This is a genomic window from Dickeya parazeae Ech586, assembly GCF_000025065.1.
GTDB classification, from domain to species: domain Bacteria; phylum Pseudomonadota; class Gammaproteobacteria; order Enterobacterales; family Enterobacteriaceae; genus Dickeya; species Dickeya zeae.
Genome location: NC_013592.1, coordinates 2,914,268 through 2,930,908, shown reverse-complemented (window position 1 = coordinate 2,930,908; position 16,641 = coordinate 2,914,268). Strand labels below are relative to the sequence as shown.

Sequence of the window (16,641 nt, the reverse complement as noted above, 5' to 3'; positions counted from 1 at the left end):
ACATGTCAGCTCAAATCTGAGCGAATAAACGTTCCACATTCATCACACGCCTTTCTATTAATAACTCAACCCACGTCACCACCTGTCCTTTTTCCTTCACTATTTCGTCATCCGTGCTTCGCCAGCCTGTCACACAGTGTTGTCAACATAACCACCAATTCCCTGACTGAGACGTCAACTCTGCCGATGGCTGGTTGCATTCCGGCTCGGTGTCGGGGTTAAGCAAAATCCGTATGCCGGTTGGGATACGGAGTCGAATCCTGCGAGCAGGAGTTTTTTATGGACAGGTTATCTAGACATCCTACCACTGTGTATCAGGCCATCGCCGCCCGGCTGGAAGAAGAGCTGCGCACTGTATATCGCTGTGGCGATTACCTGCCGTCCGAACAGCAACTGGCGGCACGTTATGACGTCAATCGCCATACGCTGCGCCGGGCAGTGGATGAACTGGTCAATAAAGGGCTGGTTCAGCGTCGGCGTGGCATCGGCATTCTGGTGCTGATGCGTCCTTATGATTACCCGTTACACGCGCAAACACGTTTTAGCCAGAACCTGCTGGAGCAGGGGAGCCACCCCACCAGCGAACGGCTACTGGCGGTGCTGCGACCGGCTAATGCATCTGTGGCGGCGGCGCTGGGGCGCGAAGAGGGCGATGAGGTGATTCATCTGCGTACTCTGCGCCGGGTTAACGGCGTACCGGTATCACTGATAGATCACTACCTGCCGAATCTCGACTGGTGGCCCGTGCTACAGCGTTTCACCAGCGGGTCGTTGCACGAATTTCTGGCGCGTGAGCTACAGCAGTCACTCACCCGCCGCCAAACCCGCATCAGCGCACGGGCATCACAGGCGAAAGAGGCGCAACTGCTGGAAGTGGCGCTGCAAACCCCGTTGATGTGTATCCGCACGCTCAATACCTGTAACGGCAGCGACCGGGTGGCGGAGTATTCCGTCAGTCTGGCACGCGCTGACATGATCGAATTGACCATGGAGCACTGAATGACAACCCAAACCCCACGGCAGCGCTGGCTCTCGGTACTGGCGCACAGTGATGCGGAGCAACTGCGGCGTCACTGGCTATCGCTGGCATTACAGCCGTCCTGGCAGTCGCTGCGTGCACCAGAAATCGGTTTAACCCGCTTGCAGGCACGCATGGGCGCAACCGGCAATCGCTTCGTGCTGGGCGATGTCACCGTCACGCGGGCGGTGGTCCGGCTGGATGACGGTACCTGTGGCTACAGCTATGTGATGGGGCGTAATAAACCCCATGCCGAACTCTGCGCATTGATTGATGGCTTGCTGCAACAGCAAGGTACCCAAAGCGCGCTTTACCAACAACTGATCGTGCCGTTGGCGGCGACCCATGACGAGTTGCGTCAGCAACGCGCACGGGAAATCGCCAGCAGCAAGGTCGATTTCTTTACGCTGGTGCGGGGAGATAACGCATGACGTTACTGGCAGGCTTTTCCCATCCGTGGCGCGATGCGCAGTACGCCTTTCGCCGCATTTTGAAAGCGATGAGCGAACCGGGCGTGGTGGTATCGCTGGACCATGACAACGGCTGGGAGGGTTTATCGTCTTCTGCTACCGCTGTGGTCTTGACGCTGATGGACCGTGAAACACCGCTCTGGCTGGACCCCGCGTTATCGCAAGAGGTGCTGTTGTCTAACCTGCGGTTTCACACTGGGGTGAAACTGGTCGAACGTGAGGCTGCTGCCTTCGCTTTGCTGCCGGTCAGCCGGGAGCTGTCGCTGGAAGGGTTTGCGGCCGGTGATGAAATGGCACCGGAAAACAGCACCACGCTGGTGCTGGAAGTGCCTGCACTGGGTGGCGGTCGCGCATTGCGCCTGACCGGGCCGGGTATTGCCGAAGCGCGGATGATTGCGCCGCAGTTACCCGCCAGTGTGCTGGATTACCTCGAACAGCGCCCGCATGTGTTTCCCGCCGGGCTGGACTTTCTGTTTACCTGCGGCAACTCGCTGATGGCGTTACCGCGTACCAGTCATGTGGAGGTGTGCTGATGTATGTCGCGGTGAAAGGGGGTGAGAAAGCCATTGAGGCCGCCCATCAGTTACAGGCGAACCTGCGGCGTGGCGATACCCGGCTGGCCGAAGTGCAGACCGTGCAGATTGAACAGCAACTGGGGCTGGCGGTAGACCGGGTGATGACCGAAGGCGGCATTTACGACCGGGAGCTGGCGGCGCTGGCTATCAAACAGGCGAGCGGTGATCTGGTCGAAGCAATTTTTTTACTGCGCGCTTATCGCACCACGCTGCCCCGGCTGGCGGATAGCCTGCCGCTGGATACCGGGCGGATGCAACTGGAGCGGCGTATCTCGGCGGTCTACAAGGACTTGCCCGGCGGACAGGTGCTAGGCCCGACGTATGACTATACCCATCGGTTGTTGGATTTCGCCTTGCTGGCGGAAGGTGAAACACCGCGTGCGCCCAAGGCCGAAGAACCACTGGCAGAACACTGCCCGCATATGTTCGACATGATGACGGCGGAAGGGCTGGCGGCGGTCGAGGACGATGATGGCAGCGAGCCGCTGGATATCACGCGCGATCCACCAACATACCCGATGCCGCGCAGTGCCCGCTTGCAGCAACTGGCGCGCGGCGACGAAGGCTTCCTGCTGGCGTTGGGGTATTCCACCCAGCGTGGCTATGGCCGCAACCATCCGTTTGCCGGTGAGATTCGTACCGGTTACGTCACGGTGGAGATAGAGCCGGAAGAGCTGGGGTTTGCGCTGGAAATCGGCGACATCCTGTTGACCGAATGCGAAATGGTTAACGGTTTTACGGTGCCGGAAGAGGATCCACCGCATTTTACCCGTGGTTACGGGCTGGTGTTTGGTCGCGCGGAACGCAAAGCGATGGCGATGGCGCTGGTGGACCGGGCGCTACAGGCCCCTGCCTATCAGGAACCTGTCAGCAGCCCGGCGCAGGACGAAGAGTTTGTGTTGTCGCATGCCGATAACGTAGAGGCCGCGGGTTTCGTTTCTCACCTCAAATTACCGCATTACGTCGACTTTCAGGCCGAACTGGCGCTGCTGCGTCAGTTACGCCAGCCACTGCAGGAGGAGCGCGATGAACACGCTGAGCGGGTATAACCCCGGTTATCTGGACGAACAGAGTAAACGCACGATTCGGCGCGCCATTCTTAAAGCGGTGGCGATCCCCGGTTATCAGGTACCGTTTGGTGGCCGGGAGATGCCCATGCCCTACGGTTGGGGCACCGGCGGCATCCAGCTCACCGCCAGCCTGATTGGCGATGACGATGTATTAAAAGTCATTGATCAGGGCGCGGACGATACCACCAACGCGGTGTCTATCCGCCGCTTCTTTCAGCGGGTCAGCGAAGCGGCGACCACCGAGCGCACCGTCGAGGCGACACTGATTCAAACTCGTCACCGCATTCCGGAAACACCGCTGCGTGAAGATCAGATCCTGATTTATCAGGTGCCGATTCCTGAACCGCTGCGCTTTATCGAACCGCGCGAAACGGAAACGCGCAAAATGCACGCGCTGGAGGAGTACGGCATCATGCAGGTGAAACTGTATGAAGATATCGCCCGCTTCGGGCATATCGCCACCACCTACGCGTACCCGGTGAAAGTGAACGGTCGCTACATTATGGACCCGTCACCCATTCCCAAGTTCGACAACCCGAAAATGCATCAGATGCCAGCGCTGCAACTGTTTGGGGCCGGGCGTGAAAAGCGGATTTATGCGCTGCCGCCTTACACCAACGTGGAAAGCCTCGACTTTGATGACCACCCGTTCAGCGTCCAACGCTGGGATCAACCCTGTGCACTGTGCGGATCGCACGACAGTTATCTCGATGAAGTGGTGATGGACGATCAGGGCACCCGGCTGTACGTCTGTTCCGATACCGATTATTGCCGTGAACGTCAGGAGGCGGGGCACCATGAATCACATTGATCACGCGGCGGTGGAGCAGGCGGGCAGGCTCATCGAGGAAACCGGTGATGACGCACCGTTGTTGCAGGTGCGTAATCTGACCCACCTGTACGCCCCCGGTAAAGGGTTTAGCGAGGTGTCGTTCGATCTCTATCCCGGTGAGGTGCTGGGGATTGTCGGTGAATCCGGCTCCGGTAAAACCACGCTATTACGGGCGATTTCCGCCCGGCTGACACCGCAGGCTGGGCAGATTGATTATCAGGGCCGCTCGTTATACGCCATGAGCGAAAGCGACCGCCGCCGCCTGTTACGCACCGAGTGGGGGGTGGTGCACCAGCACCCGATGGACGGACTGCGACCCCGCGTGTCAGCGGGCGGCAACATCGGCGAGCGGCTGATGGCAGTCGGCGCTCGCCACTACGGCGATATTCGCCGTCAGGCCGGGCAATGGCTACAGGACGTGGAAATCCCGCTGTCGCGGCTTGATGACCTGCCCACCACCTTTTCCGGTGGAATGCAGCAACGGCTACAGATTGCCCGCAATCTGGTGACCCACCCGAAGCTGGTGTTTATGGATGAACCGACCGGCGGGTTGGATGTGTCAGTACAAGCGCGGTTGCTGGACCTGCTGCGCACGCTGGTACGCGACCTGGGGCTGGCGGTGGTGATTGTGACCCATGACCTCGGTGTGGCGCGTCTGCTGGCGCATCGGCTGTTGGTGATGCGTGAGGGCAAGGTCGTGGAAAACGGCCTGACCGACCGGGTGCTGGATGATCCACATCATCCTTATACCCAGTTACTGGTGTCGTCGGTGTTGGGATAAGCGCGACTGGCGATGAGGTTAACTATGACAACCGAAGGCACATCCATGACCATTCTGCGCGTGGAAAATTTGAGTAAAACCTTTGTTCTGCATAACCAGCATGCCGCCCGGCTGCCGGTGTTACATCAGGCCAGCCTGACGGTATCGGCGGGGGAGTGTGTGGTGTTGCATGGGCACTCCGGCAGTGGCAAGTCCACGCTGTTGCGCTCTTTATACGCCAACTACCAGCCGGATAGCGGGCAGGTGTGGGTACGCCATCGTCATACGTGGGTGGACCTGGTAACAGCACCAGCCCGGCAGATACTGGCGGTACGACGCGACACCATCGGCTGGGTCAGCCAGTTCCTGCGGGTGATCCCCCGTATTTCGACGTTAGAGGTGGTCATGCAGCCGCTGCTGGAGCGCGGTGAAGACCGTGCCGTGTGTGAAGCACGCGCCAGTGCACTGCTGACCCGCCTTAACGTCCCGCGCCGGTTATGGACGCTGGCCCCCGCCACCTTTTCCGGTGGTGAGCAGCAGCGGGTCAACATCGCCCGTGGCTTTATCGCCGACTATCCCGTGCTGTTGCTCGATGAACCGACTGCCTCGCTGGATGCCGCCAACCGCGATGCGGTGGTGGGGTTAATAGAAGAAGCGCGTGCGCGTGGCGCCGCCGTGGTCGGTATTTTCCACGATGCAGACGTGCGTGCCCGCGTGGCGGACCGTCTGCACTACATGGCACCCGTCACGCAGGAGCTTACGGCATGAGTGCGACGACTCAGGTAACCAATACAACCCAGATAATCAATAATGTCCAACTGGTGTTGGCAAACGAGGTGGTCAGCGGATCGCTGGCCTGGCGTGATGGCGTGATTGAAGACTTTTCTTCTACGCCCAGCCAACTGCCGCAAGCGCTGGACGGTGAGGGCGGCTGGCTGTTACCCGGATTAGTCGAGCTGCACACCGACAATCTGGACAAGTTTTTTATGCCGCGCCCGAAAGTTGACTGGCCAGCGTATTCGGCGATGAGCAGCCACGATGCGCTGATTGTCTCCAGCGGTATTACCACGGTGCTGGATGCGGTGGCGATAGGGGATGTGCGCGATGGCGGCCATCGGCTCGATAACCTGCAGCGCATGATTGATGCCGTGGTGCATAGCCAGCAGCAGGGGGTGAACCGGGCACAGCATCTGCTGCATCTGCGCTGTGAATTACCGCACGACACCACCCTGCCGCTGTTTGAAGCGCTGATGGATATTCCGGAAGTGGCGCTGGTATCGCTGATGGACCACTCACCGGGGCAACGGCAGTTTGCGACACCCGAGAAATACCGCGAGTACTATCAGGGGAAATACCGGCTGAACAATGCCGAGATGGATGCGTTTGAAACCGAGCAGCGCATGCTATCCAAACGCTGGTCAACGCCAAACCGACTGGCGATTGCCGCTCACTGCCGCAAGCGGGGGATTGCGCTCGCCAGTCATGATGACGCCACCGAGGCCCATGTGCATGAATCGCTGGCGCTGGGTAGCGTGATTGCCGAGTTTCCTACCACGGAAATCGCGGCGCAGGCCTCGCACACCCGCGGCATGAAAGTGCTGATGGGGGCACCCAATATCGTGCGTGGTGGTTCTCACTCCGGCAACGTGGCGGCGTCTCATCTGGCGGAGCAGGGGCTGCTGGATATTCTGTCATCCGACTATTACCCCGCCAGTTTGCTGGATGCGGCGTTTCGCCTCGCTGACGATGAGCGCAATAGCTTTACCTTGCCGCAGACGGTAGCGATGGTCAGCGACAATCCGGCGCAGGCGGTCGGGCTCGTCGACCGGGGGCGGATAGCCGAGGGACGGCGTGCCGATCTGGTGCTGGCGCACCATACCCACGGGCAGGTACGAGTCCGTCATGTCTGGGCTCAGGGGCGGCAGGTGTTCTGATGGCGCGGCTCATCTGGCTGACCGGGGCGTCCGGCTCCGGCAAAGACACGCTGCTGGATGCCCTGCGGCAGACCGAGCCAGTGCGCCTGCTGGTGGCGCATCGGTATATCACCCGCCCGGCACAGGCGGGGGGCGAGAACCACATCGCGCTGAGCGAAGCCGAGTTTGCCTATCGGCGTGAGCACAACCTGTTCGCGTTGCACTGGCAGGCACACCAGTATCAGTACGGTATCGGCATTGAAGTCGATCACTGGTTATCCGCCGGGCTGGATGTGGTGGTCAACGGCTCCCGCTCTCACCACCAGCAAGCACAGCAGCGTTATGGCAGCCGGTTATTACCGGTGTGTTTGCAGGTGTCTGCGGCGGTGCTGGCACAGCGATTACGCCAGCGTGGGCGGGAAGACGAAGCGCAGATAGCGCTGCGGCTGCAACGGGCTGATGCGATGGATATCCTCCCGGCGACGTGCCGACGGCTGAACAACGACGGACCACTGGCGCAGACGCTACAGGCGTTCCACACCCTGCTGGCGGCTGAAAAATCAGATTTCTGGCAAATATCCCTTTGAGCTTGAGCGTGTGGTTTTTTCCGGCGTCCAAAACTGTGCTGAGGTGAGCGACTTCGCCGGGTGAGCGGCATGGACGCCGCGAAAGCCTGTGCCGCGCCGGACAAAAACGTCGGGAACGTTTTTGAACAGCGTTTACGCTGGCCCGAAGGGCGAGCCCCAAGGATGGGGCGAGTAACCACGTCACAGGCGGCCCGAATAGCGAAGGCGAGCGCCGAAGGGACCGCGCCAGCGGCATAGTTTAGCCACCAGCCAGAGGTCAAGGAGAGGCGGCGTTGAGCCTCTCCTTGTCGGGCGTGCGATGAAGTTGCAAGGGACCATCGTGGTTATCACGCACGAAACATTTCATTGTGTTGATATCTATTCGCCAGTAACAAAACAACACGGCTGTTTGTCAACAGCCATTAAAAATGGACGTGATGCTATGGGGCTAATGTTATGGAACTAATGTTTATGGGCACCGGTGACGCACAGCAGGTGCCGTTGACCGGTTGTGAGTGTATCGCCTGCGAACGTGCGCGTCGGGATCCCCGTTTTCGGCGTGGGCCAAGCAGCCTGATGATTCGGTGTGATGGCGAGGTGACCTTGCTGGATGCAGGCGTGACGCAACTGGAGCAGCGCTTTGGCGTGAATGAAATCCGCCGTATTCTGCTGACGCATTACCACGTCGACCATGTTCAGGGGCTGTTTTCGTTGCGTTGGGGCATCGGCGATCGGATCCCGGTATTCGGCCCACCGGATGAACAGGGCTGCGATGATTTGTATAAACATCCTCGACGGCTGGATTTTCAACCGGCGATGACGCCGTTTCAGACGGTGGCGATGGGCGCGTTACGGGTGACGGCACTGCCGCTGAATCATTCCAAACCCACCTTTGGTTATCTGTTGGAGACCGGTCGCCATGCCGTGGCGTACTTAACCGACACCTGCGGCCTGCCGGATGACACCCTGGCGTTTTTGCGTGGTAAGCGGCTTGAGCATATGGTGATGGACTGCACCCAGCCGCCGCGCGACACACCACCGCTCAATCACAGTGACCTGAACACCGTATTGCAGGTCCGTGAGTGGTTACGTCCGGAACACACCTGGCTGACCCACCTCAGCCATGAAACCGACGCCTGGCTGATGCAAAACACGCTGCCGGAGGGCGTACAGGCCGCTGCTGATGGGGTGTGGATTGTTGTGTAAGCCATCGTGTCACTACTGTGGGCAGCGGGTCTGTCGACGCTGCTCACCTGCTGGCGTTTTCACCCGTGTGCGTTGGTAAGTAGGGATGTCGACTTGCCAACGTGCACGTTGCTGTCGCGCCTTTGTGCTGTCGTTCTTCTGTAATGTTCATTTTCTAATCACACAGCTGTCATCAAGTGTTCATCTGCACTGCGCTTAATAGCGTCCATAGTGTTGACTAACCGTAAACGATGACGAAAACCATGGCACAGGCACTGTTAGCATCTGAAAGCGCGATTGAACTGCGCACCTATCAACCCCAGACGCAATCACAGTCTCCCATTCTGTCAGTACGGCAGCTGTGCAAAGCCTACTCCGGGCAGCAGAAACGGGTGCTGGAGAACCTCAATTTTGATCTGCACGCCGGTGAAATGGTGGCGGTGATTGGTCGTTCTGGTGCAGGTAAATCGACCTTGTTGCACGTGATGAACGGCACGATCCCGGCCAGCGAAGGGCAAATCCTGAGCTATACGCAGCCGCAGGTCAGTGAACACGGCGAGACGCAGGATGTACTGCAATTCAGTCGCCGTCAGATGCGCCAGTGGCGCAGCGAGTGCGGCATGATCTTTCAGGATTTCTGCCTGGTGCCGCGACTGGATGTGCTGACCAACGTACTGCTGGGTCGCCTGAGCCAAACCTCGACCCTGAAATCATTCTTCAAGCTGTTTTCCGACGAAGACCGCGCCCATGCCATTGGGCTGCTGCAATGGATGAATCTGTTGCCGCATGCGTTGCAACGGGCGGAAAACCTGTCTGGCGGCCAGATGCAGCGTGTCGCTATCTGCCGCGCATTGATGCAGAACCCTAAAATCTTGCTGGCCGACGAGCCGGTCGCCTCCCTCGACCCGAAAAACACCCGCCGCATCATGGACGTGTTGCGACAGGTGAGTGACAACGGCATCACCGTGGTCGTCAACCTGCACTCGGTCGAGCTGGTGAAAGAGTATTGCACCCGGGCAATTGGCATCGCACAAGGGCGCATTGTGTTTGACGGTTCGCCGTCAGCGTTGACCGACGGGTTGTTGCGTACCTTGTATGGCGACGACCTGCAACCGGTTCATTAATTCCCTGTTTGGCATCACCCGTGCTCCGTTGGTTTTAACAATGATGTTTAACGATGACGTTTGAGCAAGGATGCACTAGCGCTGATGCGGGGCTTTTCGACTATCACATCACCTTGGCATAACGACAAAATAGGCAAATCGATGAAAAAAACTTTTACGTTGACCACGTTGCTGGCCGGTGCGGTAGTGTCCGCCAGCGTCTTCGCCGCGGAAACACCGAAAACCCTGAACCTGGGCATTTTGGGCGGGCAGAATGCCACCCAGCAAATCGGCGATAACCAGTGCGTCAAACAGTTTCTGGATAAAGAGCTGAACGTGGACACGCAAATGCGTAACTCGTCCGATTACGCCGGTGTCATCCAGGGGCTGTTGGGTAAGAAGATTGATCTGGTGCTGAGCATGTCGCCCTCATCGTATGCGTCGGTGTACATCAAAGATCCAAACGCGGTGGATATCGTCGGTATCGTGGTGGATGACGCAGACCAGTCGCGTGGTTACCACTCGGTGGTAGTCGTCAAAGCCGACAGCCCTTATCAGAAGCTGGAAGACCTGAAAGGCAAAGCGTTCGGTTTCGCCGACCCGGATTCCACCTCCGGCTACCTGATTCCTAATCAGGCATTTAAACAGCAGTTCGGCGGTAATGCGGATAACAAGTACAACAATTTTTTCTCCAGCGTGACCTTCTCCGGCGGCCACGAGCAGGACATCCTCGGTGTGCTGAACGGCCAGTTTGATGGTGCGGTGACCTGGGCATCGATGATCGGTGACTACAACACCGGTTATACCAGCGGCGCGTTTGGCCGCCTGATCCGTATGGACCATCCGGATCTGATGAAGCAGATTCGTATTATTTGGCAATCGCCGTTGATCCCGAACGGTCCTGTTCTGGTGAGCAACGCCTTGCCTGCGCCGTTTAAAGCCAAGTTGATCGCCGCGGTGAATAAGCTGGATAAAGAAGACCACGAGTGCTTCATCAAAGCGGTCGGTGGCAAACAGCATATTGGCCCGGCCAGCGTGGATGACTATAAAACCATCATCGAGATGAAACGCGAGCTGACTAAAGGCAACCGTTAAGCACGCTTAGCGGTGCTGCGCCGGGCTATCGCTCCCGGCGCGTCCCTGAATCCGCGGTGCATCATGGCGCGATATTGAGGACGGTAACACAGGCAGGATGCCTTTCTCGCTTAATGGCGACGCCGACCCGCTCATCTGTTTTCCACCATCCAGACTAAACGCATGCTGAACCCTGATTTTGAACGCTACTACCAGCGCATACGCACGCAGCAAAAGCGCGAGTCACTGACATGGGCGCTGGTGCTGGCCGTGCTGTATATCGGCGCGGGCAAATTGTCCGAATTTAATCTGAACACCCTGTGGACGTCGTTCCCCCATTTTTTTGACTACCTGTCGGAAACGATGCCGGTATTGCACTGGCATCTGCTATTGGCGGATGGTCATACCGAAGGGTCACTGGCTTACTGGGGATACCGCCTGCCTATCCAGTTACCGTTGATTTGGGAAACGCTCAACCTGGCGCTGGCGGCCACCTTATTCTCGGTGGCGGCATCGGTGGTGCTGGGCTTTCTGGCTGCCGGGAATACCCAGAGCCCGCCAGGGGTGCGTTTTACTATCCGTGCGTTGGTGGCGTTTTTGCGCACCATGCCGGAACTGGCGTGGGCGGTGATGTTTGTGATGGCCTTTGGTATCGGTGTCATCCCCGGTTTTCTGGCGCTGGCGTTACACACCATTGGTAGCCTGACCAAGCTGTTTTATGAAGCGATCGAAACCGCCTCGGAACGGCCGGTACGCGGGCTGGCCGCCTGTGGTGCCAGCGTATTACAGCGCATGCGCTTCGGGTTGTGGCCACAGGTCAAACCGATTGTGCTCTCCTACAGCTTTATGCGGCTGGAGATCAACTTCCGCCAGTCGACCATCCTTGGGCTGGTGGGGGCCGGGGGCATCGGTCAGGAACTGATGACCAATATCAAACTGGACCGCTACGACCAGGTCAGCATCACCATGCTGCTGATTATTGTGGTGGTTTCAATGCTGGATGCGCTGTCCGGATGGTTGCGACAGCGGGTAGTGGAGGGCAGCAAATGAACATGACCTCGCTGGCGTCGACGGATATCGCCGTCATCAAACAGCAACACCCCGAGCTATTCAGCCAGCAGCGCCGTTATCTGTGGCGTGTCTGGCTGACGGGGGCCGCCGTACTGCTTTACTATGTGGTGTTTCTGGTGTTTTTCGGCATCAGCATCGAGCAGTGGGTGCGCGGCTTCGGTGAATTAGGGCGCTATTTTATGCGCATGTTTGTGTGGCACGATTTTGCCAACTGGCCGTTTGGCTACTACCTGTCACAGATATTTATCACCATCGCGATTGTATTCGCCGGTACGCTGACGGCGACGCTGGTGGCGTTACCCCTGTCATTTCTGGCGGCCCGTAACGTGATGCACGCGCCGATATTGCGACCGGTCGCGTTGCTGGTGCGTCGTTTGCTGGATGTGCTACGCGGCATCGACATGGCGATATGGGGGCTTATTTTTGTGCGAGCAGTAGGCATGGGGCCGCTATCCGGTGCGCTGGCTATTTTGATGCAGGATGCCGGTTTGCTCGGCAAGCTGTACGCCGAAGGGCATGAAGCGGTAGAACGTTCGCCGAGCCGTGGGCTGAGTGCGGTGGGGGCTAATAGCCTGCAAAAACACCGCTTCGGTATTTTTACCCAATCGTTCCCCACCTTTCTGGCGCTCAGCCTCTACCAAATGGAGTCGAACGTGCGCTCCGCCGCCGTGCTGGGGTTTGTCGGCGCGGGCGGTATCGGGTTGGTGTATGCCGAAAATATGCGGCTATGGAACTGGGATGTGGTGATGTTCATCACCCTGATTCTGGTGGTGGTGGTGATGCTGATGGATGTGTTATCCGCCCATCTGCGCCAGCGGTATATCATCGGCAAACCGTTGCCGTTGTTTGAGCCGGAATCGTCGTCACACTAATTCATCGCCGCACTCATTATCGTCACACTCATCATCAGTCATACTGAGCTGACTGACTTATCTATTTGTTATAACGCCGGTTTTCTATACGGGAACCGGCGTTTTTATTATCCCATCCTACAATTCCCCTTGCGGGATATCGCAGCGATACACCCGAATACTCCCCAATCGCTTACTGTGATATTCATCACAAAAATGAGTTCATGTTCGGCCTGCTCGCCTCATGTATTTTGCCCCCGTTTTGCCGCAAAAAACCCTCTTGCCACCTGAGCTTAGTTAGCATTCCGTCAGTGTTTGTAAGGATTTGGTTATGAAAACTGTCATTTAAATAACACTTGAGTATCACTATTCTTAATGATAATTATTGTCATTATCAATATCACGGAGGGTGAAGGCGATGTCAGAGACACAGTGGGCGGTAATGGATGCGGCGGTCGTGGAGAGTGGGCAGAGAACCAATGCCGATTATCTGGAGCGCCAAAGACGGTTTGAATCCAATGTGCGTAGTTATCCGCGCAAGTTACCGCTGGTCATTCAGCAAGCACAGGGTGTGTGGGTGACGGATGTGGACGGCAACCGGTATCTGGATTGTCTGGCAGGGGCGGGGACGCTGGCGCTGGGACATAACCACCCGGAGGTCGTCGCCAGTATTCAGGCATTTCTGGCATCGGGCCTGCCGATGCACACGCTGGATCTCACCACACCGCTAAAAGATGCCTTCTGTGAAACCTTGCTGGCGCTGTTGCCGGGCGGTGAAAGCCAGTACTGCCTGCAATTTTGCGGCCCCTCGGGGGCGGACGCGGTGGAAGCGGCGCTGAAACTGGCGAAAACCTACACCGGTCGGGGCGGTATTATCAGCTTCTCCGGCGGTTATCATGGCATGACTCACGGTGCTCTGGCCGTGACCGGAAATATCGGCCCGAAAGAGGCCGTACAGAATCTCATGCCCGGGGTTCAATTCCTGCCGTATCCCCATGAGTACCGCTGCCCGCTGGGGATTGGCGGTGACGCGGGCGTTGAGGCACTCAGTCGCTACTTCACTGCGTTTATCGATGATGTCGAGCGCGGTATGCCACTGCCAGCGGCGGTTATCGTCGAAGCGGTGCAGGGCGAGGGGGGCGTTAACCCGGCACCGGCTCGCTGGCTGCAAACGCTGCGCGAGGTGACGCGCCGCCACGGCATCCTACTGATCGTGGATGAAGTACAGGCTGGGTTTGCCCGCACCGGCAGTATGTTCGCCTTTGAACAGGCGGGTATTGAGCCGGATATCGTCGTGATGTCGAAAGCGGTGGGCGGTGGTTTACCGATGGCGGTGCTGGGCATTCGACGCGAGTTTGATGTCTGGAAACCTGGCACCCACACCGGCACCTTCCGTGGCAACCAGATGGCGATGGCGACCGGGAAAACCACCATTGATATTTTGCTACGCGACAAGCTGGCAGCGCAGGCGGCGGCACGCGGCGAGTGGCTCAAACAGCAGTTTATGCAGATGCAGTCACGATTCCCTTGTCTGGGGCAGGTGCGCGGTCGTGGCCTGATGCTGGGTATCGAAATTGTGGATGAGCGTCAGCCCGTGCAGGCCGGTGGTTGCTACCCGCTGGATGCTGAACTGGCCGCTGCTATCCAACAGCACTGTTTCCGTCAGGGGCTGCTGCTGGAGCGGGGGGGCCGACAGGGTAATGTGGTCAGGTTGCTGCCACCCCTGATTATTACCGAAGAACAGTGTCGCAGCGTTGTGGCACGTTTCGAGCAGGCGTTAACTGACGCGGTAGCGCAAATCCGTCATCGGTAATTCAGCGTGAATCGCCCGTCATGACCCCAAAAACGAAATAATAAAAGCCAACCGTTGGTGGCGTTATTACGGACATCACTTTGGGCTGAACAAATTATTTAATGACATGTGCTGGTGGGAACATCAGCGTTTTATTGACTGGGAAAATAATAATGAGGTTGCAGGAATGAAGGTTCGGGCATTATATGCGTTGACGCCATTACTTTTATTTACACAGGCTGACGCAGCAGATAATACAAATAAAAACGACAGCGAAATGGTGGTCACGGCGTCCCGAACGGATACCGAAAAAAAAGATTCGCCTCAGGTTGTAACCATTATTACCAAAGAACAGATTGAACAGCAGCGACAAATTACCAGTGATTCTTCCCAGATATTAAGTAATTTATTACCGGCAATGGCGCCGAGCCGTCAGAAAATGAGTGGTAGCGGCGAAACATTCCGTGGTCGCGCACCGTTGATTCTGGTCGATGGCATTCCGCAGTCGAACCCGTTGCGCCCCACCGGGCGCGAAATGCACACCATTGATTTCTCGATGGTAGACCACATCGAAGTGATTCACGGTGCCAGCGCCAGCAACGGTATTGGTGCGACCGGCGGCGTTATCAATATTATTACCCGCCGCCCGGAGCCGGGTTCGTTTAACCAGCACTTCAGCGTGGAAACCACCTCGCCGACGAAAGTCAGCTCAGACACCATGAGCTACAAAACCACCTACGGTTTCAGTGGCCGCGAAGAGTATCTGGATTACCTGTTCTCCGTCAGTTATGAAGATCAGGGGTTGTTTCTGGACGGAAAAGATCGCCCGATTGGGGTGGATAATACCCAGGGCGACCTGATGGATTCACGTGCCTATGACGTGATAGCGAAGGTCGGCTACTGGCTGGATGATGACCAGCGAGTCCAGTTCAGCCTCAACCGTTATCAGATCAAAGGCAAGATGAACTATCTGGGCATTGCTGGCGATCGCGACAAGGGTATCCCAACAACCTCGATCTCTGGGCGTCCGGTCGGCGATGCGCCGATGAACAGCGTCTGGACCACCAGCGCTACCTACGATAATTACAATCTGGCGGGCATGAAGCTGAACTCGCTGGTGTATTACCAGAATTACGAGTCGTTGTTCGGCGCAGATAACTCCGCCTCTTTCCAGGATGTCCGCATTGCGCCGCTGAATAAGCTCTATGACCAGTCTCGGGTAACCTCTGACCGTTATGGCAGCAAAGTGGCGCTGACCAAAGACGATATCTGGGATGACTACCTGAAAGCGACCGTTGGGTTCGATACCCTGTTTGATACCGGTAAACAAGACTTCTGGCTGACCAAGCGCATCTATGCGCCACAGATGAAATACACCGACCTGTCGCCGTTTATGCAGTGGGATATTCAGCCGGTCGATTCACTGAAAATTACCACCGGGGTGCGCTATGAGTACGCCCGACTGGACATCGACAGTTTCCGGACGGTGGCAGCCAGTACCGCCAAAGCGCCGAATAACAGTGTGGATGTGCAGGGCGGTCGGCTGAGTTTCAACAAGACGCTGTATAACGTGGGCGCGGTCTGGACTACGCCGTATAAGCCAGTGAGCCTGTTCGCCAACTATTCACAAGGCTTTGGTATTCCTGACGTAGGCCGCACGCTGCGTGGCATTAAAACCGCCAATCAGTCGGTCAATATGCTGCCGCTGGAACCGATTGTCACGGATAACGTTGAAACCGGTTTTCGTATCGATAAAGACCCGGTGACGTTTGAGATGAGTTACTACCGCTCGACCTCTAAGCTGGGCGAACGTGTGGTGGATGTCAACGGCACCTTCCAGAGTGAGCGCCAGAAAACCCGCATTGACGGTATTGAAACCTCACTGGGCTATAAAGTGAATGACGACCATAGCCTGAAGTTCGGTTATTCCCACATTCAGGGATGGTATGACAGTGATGGCAACGGCAGCCTGGACAGCAAGCTGGACGGCTTGAATATTCCGCCGGATCGCCTGACCGCCAGCTGGTCTGCCAACTGGACGCCGCAGTGGTCTTCCTTTATTCAGGCCAATTACGCCTTCGACAGAATTATGGATAACCGTCAGCAGGACTTTAACGGTTATTTACTGGTGGATGCCGCCGTCGGTTATAAATTGCCGAAAGGCAGAATTAATCTGGCGGTCTCCAATTTGTTTGATAAGGAGTACATCACGTATTACTCGCAAAGCGCGATTGTGAACTCCCTGCGTTATTTCTCCGGTCGGGGAAGAACCGTGACGTTAGGATATAGCGTTGACTTTTAATTCATGTCCCGTCGAAAGGCGGGGCTATTTCCCGTGCGTTAATCAGGATAGTTAACCGT

At 57.2% G+C, this 16,641-nt stretch carries 16 protein-coding genes; all 16 read left to right on the top strand.

The annotated features are described in order from the left end of the window. Positions 1–279: 279 nt before the first annotated feature. The 16 genes from phnF to DD586_RS12765 all read left to right on the top strand — a co-directional run bounded on the left by phnF (position 280) and on the right by DD586_RS12765 (position 16,582). Complete coding sequence (gene phnF / locus DD586_RS12840) at positions 280–999, top strand: phosphonate metabolism transcriptional regulator PhnF (RefSeq protein ID WP_012885258.1); 720 nt, start codon at positions 280–282, stop codon at positions 997–999. Then, complete coding sequence (gene phnG / locus DD586_RS12835; protein WP_012885257.1) at positions 1,000–1,449, top strand: phosphonate C-P lyase system protein PhnG; 450 nt, start codon at positions 1,000–1,002, stop codon at positions 1,447–1,449. It abuts the gene before it with no gap. Further along, positions 1,446–2,021, top strand: a complete 576-nt coding sequence (phnH, locus tag DD586_RS12830; protein WP_012885256.1) for a phosphonate C-P lyase system protein PhnH — start codon at positions 1,446–1,448, stop codon at positions 2,019–2,021. The genes phnG and phnH overlap by 4 nt, the downstream gene beginning before the upstream one ends. Beyond that, positions 2,021–3,112, top strand: a complete 1,092-nt coding sequence (locus tag DD586_RS12825; RefSeq protein WP_012885255.1) for a carbon-phosphorus lyase complex subunit PhnI — start codon at positions 2,021–2,023, stop codon at positions 3,110–3,112. Before phnH ends, DD586_RS12825 begins: the two co-directional genes overlap by 1 nt. Beyond that, the gene (locus DD586_RS12820; RefSeq protein ID WP_012885254.1) at positions 3,090–3,944 is read left to right on the top strand and encodes an alpha-D-ribose 1-methylphosphonate 5-phosphate C-P-lyase PhnJ; all 855 of its coding nucleotides are present in this window, start codon (positions 3,090–3,092) and stop codon (positions 3,942–3,944) included. Before DD586_RS12825 ends, DD586_RS12820 begins: the two co-directional genes overlap by 23 nt. Further along, positions 3,931–4,746 (top strand): phosphonate C-P lyase system protein PhnK, encoded by an 816-nt coding sequence (phnK, locus tag DD586_RS12815; protein ID WP_012885253.1) that lies wholly within the window; start codon positions 3,931–3,933, stop codon positions 4,744–4,746. The genes DD586_RS12820 and phnK overlap by 14 nt, the downstream gene beginning before the upstream one ends. A 24-nt stretch (positions 4,747–4,770) precedes the next feature. Further along, positions 4,771–5,493 carry a phosphonate C-P lyase system protein PhnL gene (phnL, locus tag DD586_RS12810; RefSeq protein ID WP_012885252.1) on the top strand — a complete coding sequence of 241 codons (723 nt, stop codon included), beginning with the start codon at positions 4,771–4,773 and terminating at the stop codon, positions 5,491–5,493. Then, on the top strand, positions 5,490–6,659 hold the full coding sequence (phnM, locus tag DD586_RS12805) for an alpha-D-ribose 1-methylphosphonate 5-triphosphate diphosphatase (RefSeq protein ID WP_012885251.1): 1,170 nt from the start codon (positions 5,490–5,492) through the stop codon (positions 6,657–6,659). Before phnL ends, phnM begins: the two co-directional genes overlap by 4 nt. After that, a complete protein-coding gene (gene phnN / locus DD586_RS12800) occupies positions 6,659–7,225 on the top strand; it encodes a ribose 1,5-bisphosphokinase (RefSeq protein ID WP_012885250.1) in 567 nt (188 codons plus the stop codon). Before phnM ends, phnN begins: the two co-directional genes overlap by 1 nt. A gap of 435 nt (positions 7,226–7,660) precedes the next feature. Then, positions 7,661–8,410: a phosphonate metabolism protein PhnP gene (phnP, locus tag DD586_RS12795; RefSeq protein WP_041164471.1), complete on the top strand. Its 750-nt coding sequence runs from the start codon at positions 7,661–7,663 to the stop codon at positions 8,408–8,410. 242 nt (positions 8,411–8,652) lie between these two features. Next, positions 8,653–9,513, top strand: a complete 861-nt coding sequence (phnC, locus tag DD586_RS12790) for a phosphonate ABC transporter ATP-binding protein (protein WP_012885248.1) — start codon at positions 8,653–8,655, stop codon at positions 9,511–9,513. A gap of 141 nt (positions 9,514–9,654) precedes the next feature. Continuing rightward, entirely contained in the window at positions 9,655–10,587 is a 933-nt protein-coding gene (gene phnD / locus DD586_RS12785) for a phosphonate ABC transporter substrate-binding protein (RefSeq protein WP_012885247.1), read from the top strand. Between the two features lie 162 nt (positions 10,588–10,749). Beyond that, positions 10,750–11,616: a phosphonate ABC transporter, permease protein PhnE gene (gene phnE, locus DD586_RS12780; protein ID WP_012885246.1), complete on the top strand. Its 867-nt coding sequence runs from the start codon at positions 10,750–10,752 to the stop codon at positions 11,614–11,616. Further along, positions 11,613–12,509: a phosphonate ABC transporter, permease protein PhnE gene (gene phnE, locus DD586_RS12775; RefSeq protein ID WP_012885245.1), complete on the top strand. Its 897-nt coding sequence runs from the start codon at positions 11,613–11,615 to the stop codon at positions 12,507–12,509. The genes phnE (DD586_RS12780) and phnE (DD586_RS12775) overlap by 4 nt, the downstream gene beginning before the upstream one ends. A 397-nt stretch (positions 12,510–12,906) precedes the next feature. Beyond that, on the top strand, positions 12,907–14,301 hold the full coding sequence (locus DD586_RS12770) for a diaminobutyrate--2-oxoglutarate transaminase (RefSeq protein WP_012885244.1): 1,395 nt from the start codon (positions 12,907–12,909) through the stop codon (positions 14,299–14,301). Positions 14,302–14,467: 166 nt separating this feature from the next. Beyond that, complete coding sequence (locus tag DD586_RS12765) at positions 14,468–16,582, top strand: TonB-dependent receptor (protein ID WP_012885243.1); 2,115 nt, start codon at positions 14,468–14,470, stop codon at positions 16,580–16,582. Positions 16,583–16,641 lie beyond the last annotated feature (59 nt).

What these genes read in the sequence shown, in the direction of transcription:
- phnF (WP_012885258.1), top strand. Translation starts at nt 280, where the DNA reads ATGGACAGGTTATCTAGACATCCTACCACTGTGTATCAGGCCATCGCC.
- phnG (WP_012885257.1), top strand. Translation starts at nt 1,000, where the DNA reads ATGACAACCCAAACCCCACGGCAGCGCTGGCTCTCGGTACTGGCGCAC.
- phnH (WP_012885256.1), top strand. Translation starts at nt 1,446, where the DNA reads ATGACGTTACTGGCAGGCTTTTCCCATCCGTGGCGCGATGCGCAGTAC.
- DD586_RS12825 (WP_012885255.1), top strand. Translation starts at nt 2,021, where the DNA reads ATGTATGTCGCGGTGAAAGGGGGTGAGAAAGCCATTGAGGCCGCCCAT.
- DD586_RS12820 (WP_012885254.1), top strand. Translation starts at nt 3,090, where the DNA reads ATGAACACGCTGAGCGGGTATAACCCCGGTTATCTGGACGAACAGAGT.
- phnK (WP_012885253.1), top strand. Translation starts at nt 3,931, where the DNA reads ATGAATCACATTGATCACGCGGCGGTGGAGCAGGCGGGCAGGCTCATC.
- phnL (WP_012885252.1), top strand. Translation starts at nt 4,771, where the DNA reads ATGACAACCGAAGGCACATCCATGACCATTCTGCGCGTGGAAAATTTG.
- phnM (WP_012885251.1), top strand. Translation starts at nt 5,490, where the DNA reads ATGAGTGCGACGACTCAGGTAACCAATACAACCCAGATAATCAATAAT.
- phnN (WP_012885250.1), top strand. Translation starts at nt 6,659, where the DNA reads ATGGCGCGGCTCATCTGGCTGACCGGGGCGTCCGGCTCCGGCAAAGAC.
- phnP (WP_041164471.1), top strand. Translation starts at nt 7,661, where the DNA reads ATGGAACTAATGTTTATGGGCACCGGTGACGCACAGCAGGTGCCGTTG.
- phnC (WP_012885248.1), top strand. Translation starts at nt 8,653, where the DNA reads ATGGCACAGGCACTGTTAGCATCTGAAAGCGCGATTGAACTGCGCACC.
- phnD (WP_012885247.1), top strand. Translation starts at nt 9,655, where the DNA reads ATGAAAAAAACTTTTACGTTGACCACGTTGCTGGCCGGTGCGGTAGTG.
- phnE (WP_012885246.1), top strand. Translation starts at nt 10,750, where the DNA reads ATGCTGAACCCTGATTTTGAACGCTACTACCAGCGCATACGCACGCAG.
- phnE (WP_012885245.1), top strand. Translation starts at nt 11,613, where the DNA reads ATGAACATGACCTCGCTGGCGTCGACGGATATCGCCGTCATCAAACAG.
- DD586_RS12770 (WP_012885244.1), top strand. Translation starts at nt 12,907, where the DNA reads ATGTCAGAGACACAGTGGGCGGTAATGGATGCGGCGGTCGTGGAGAGT.
- DD586_RS12765 (WP_012885243.1), top strand. Translation starts at nt 14,468, where the DNA reads ATGAAGGTTCGGGCATTATATGCGTTGACGCCATTACTTTTATTTACA.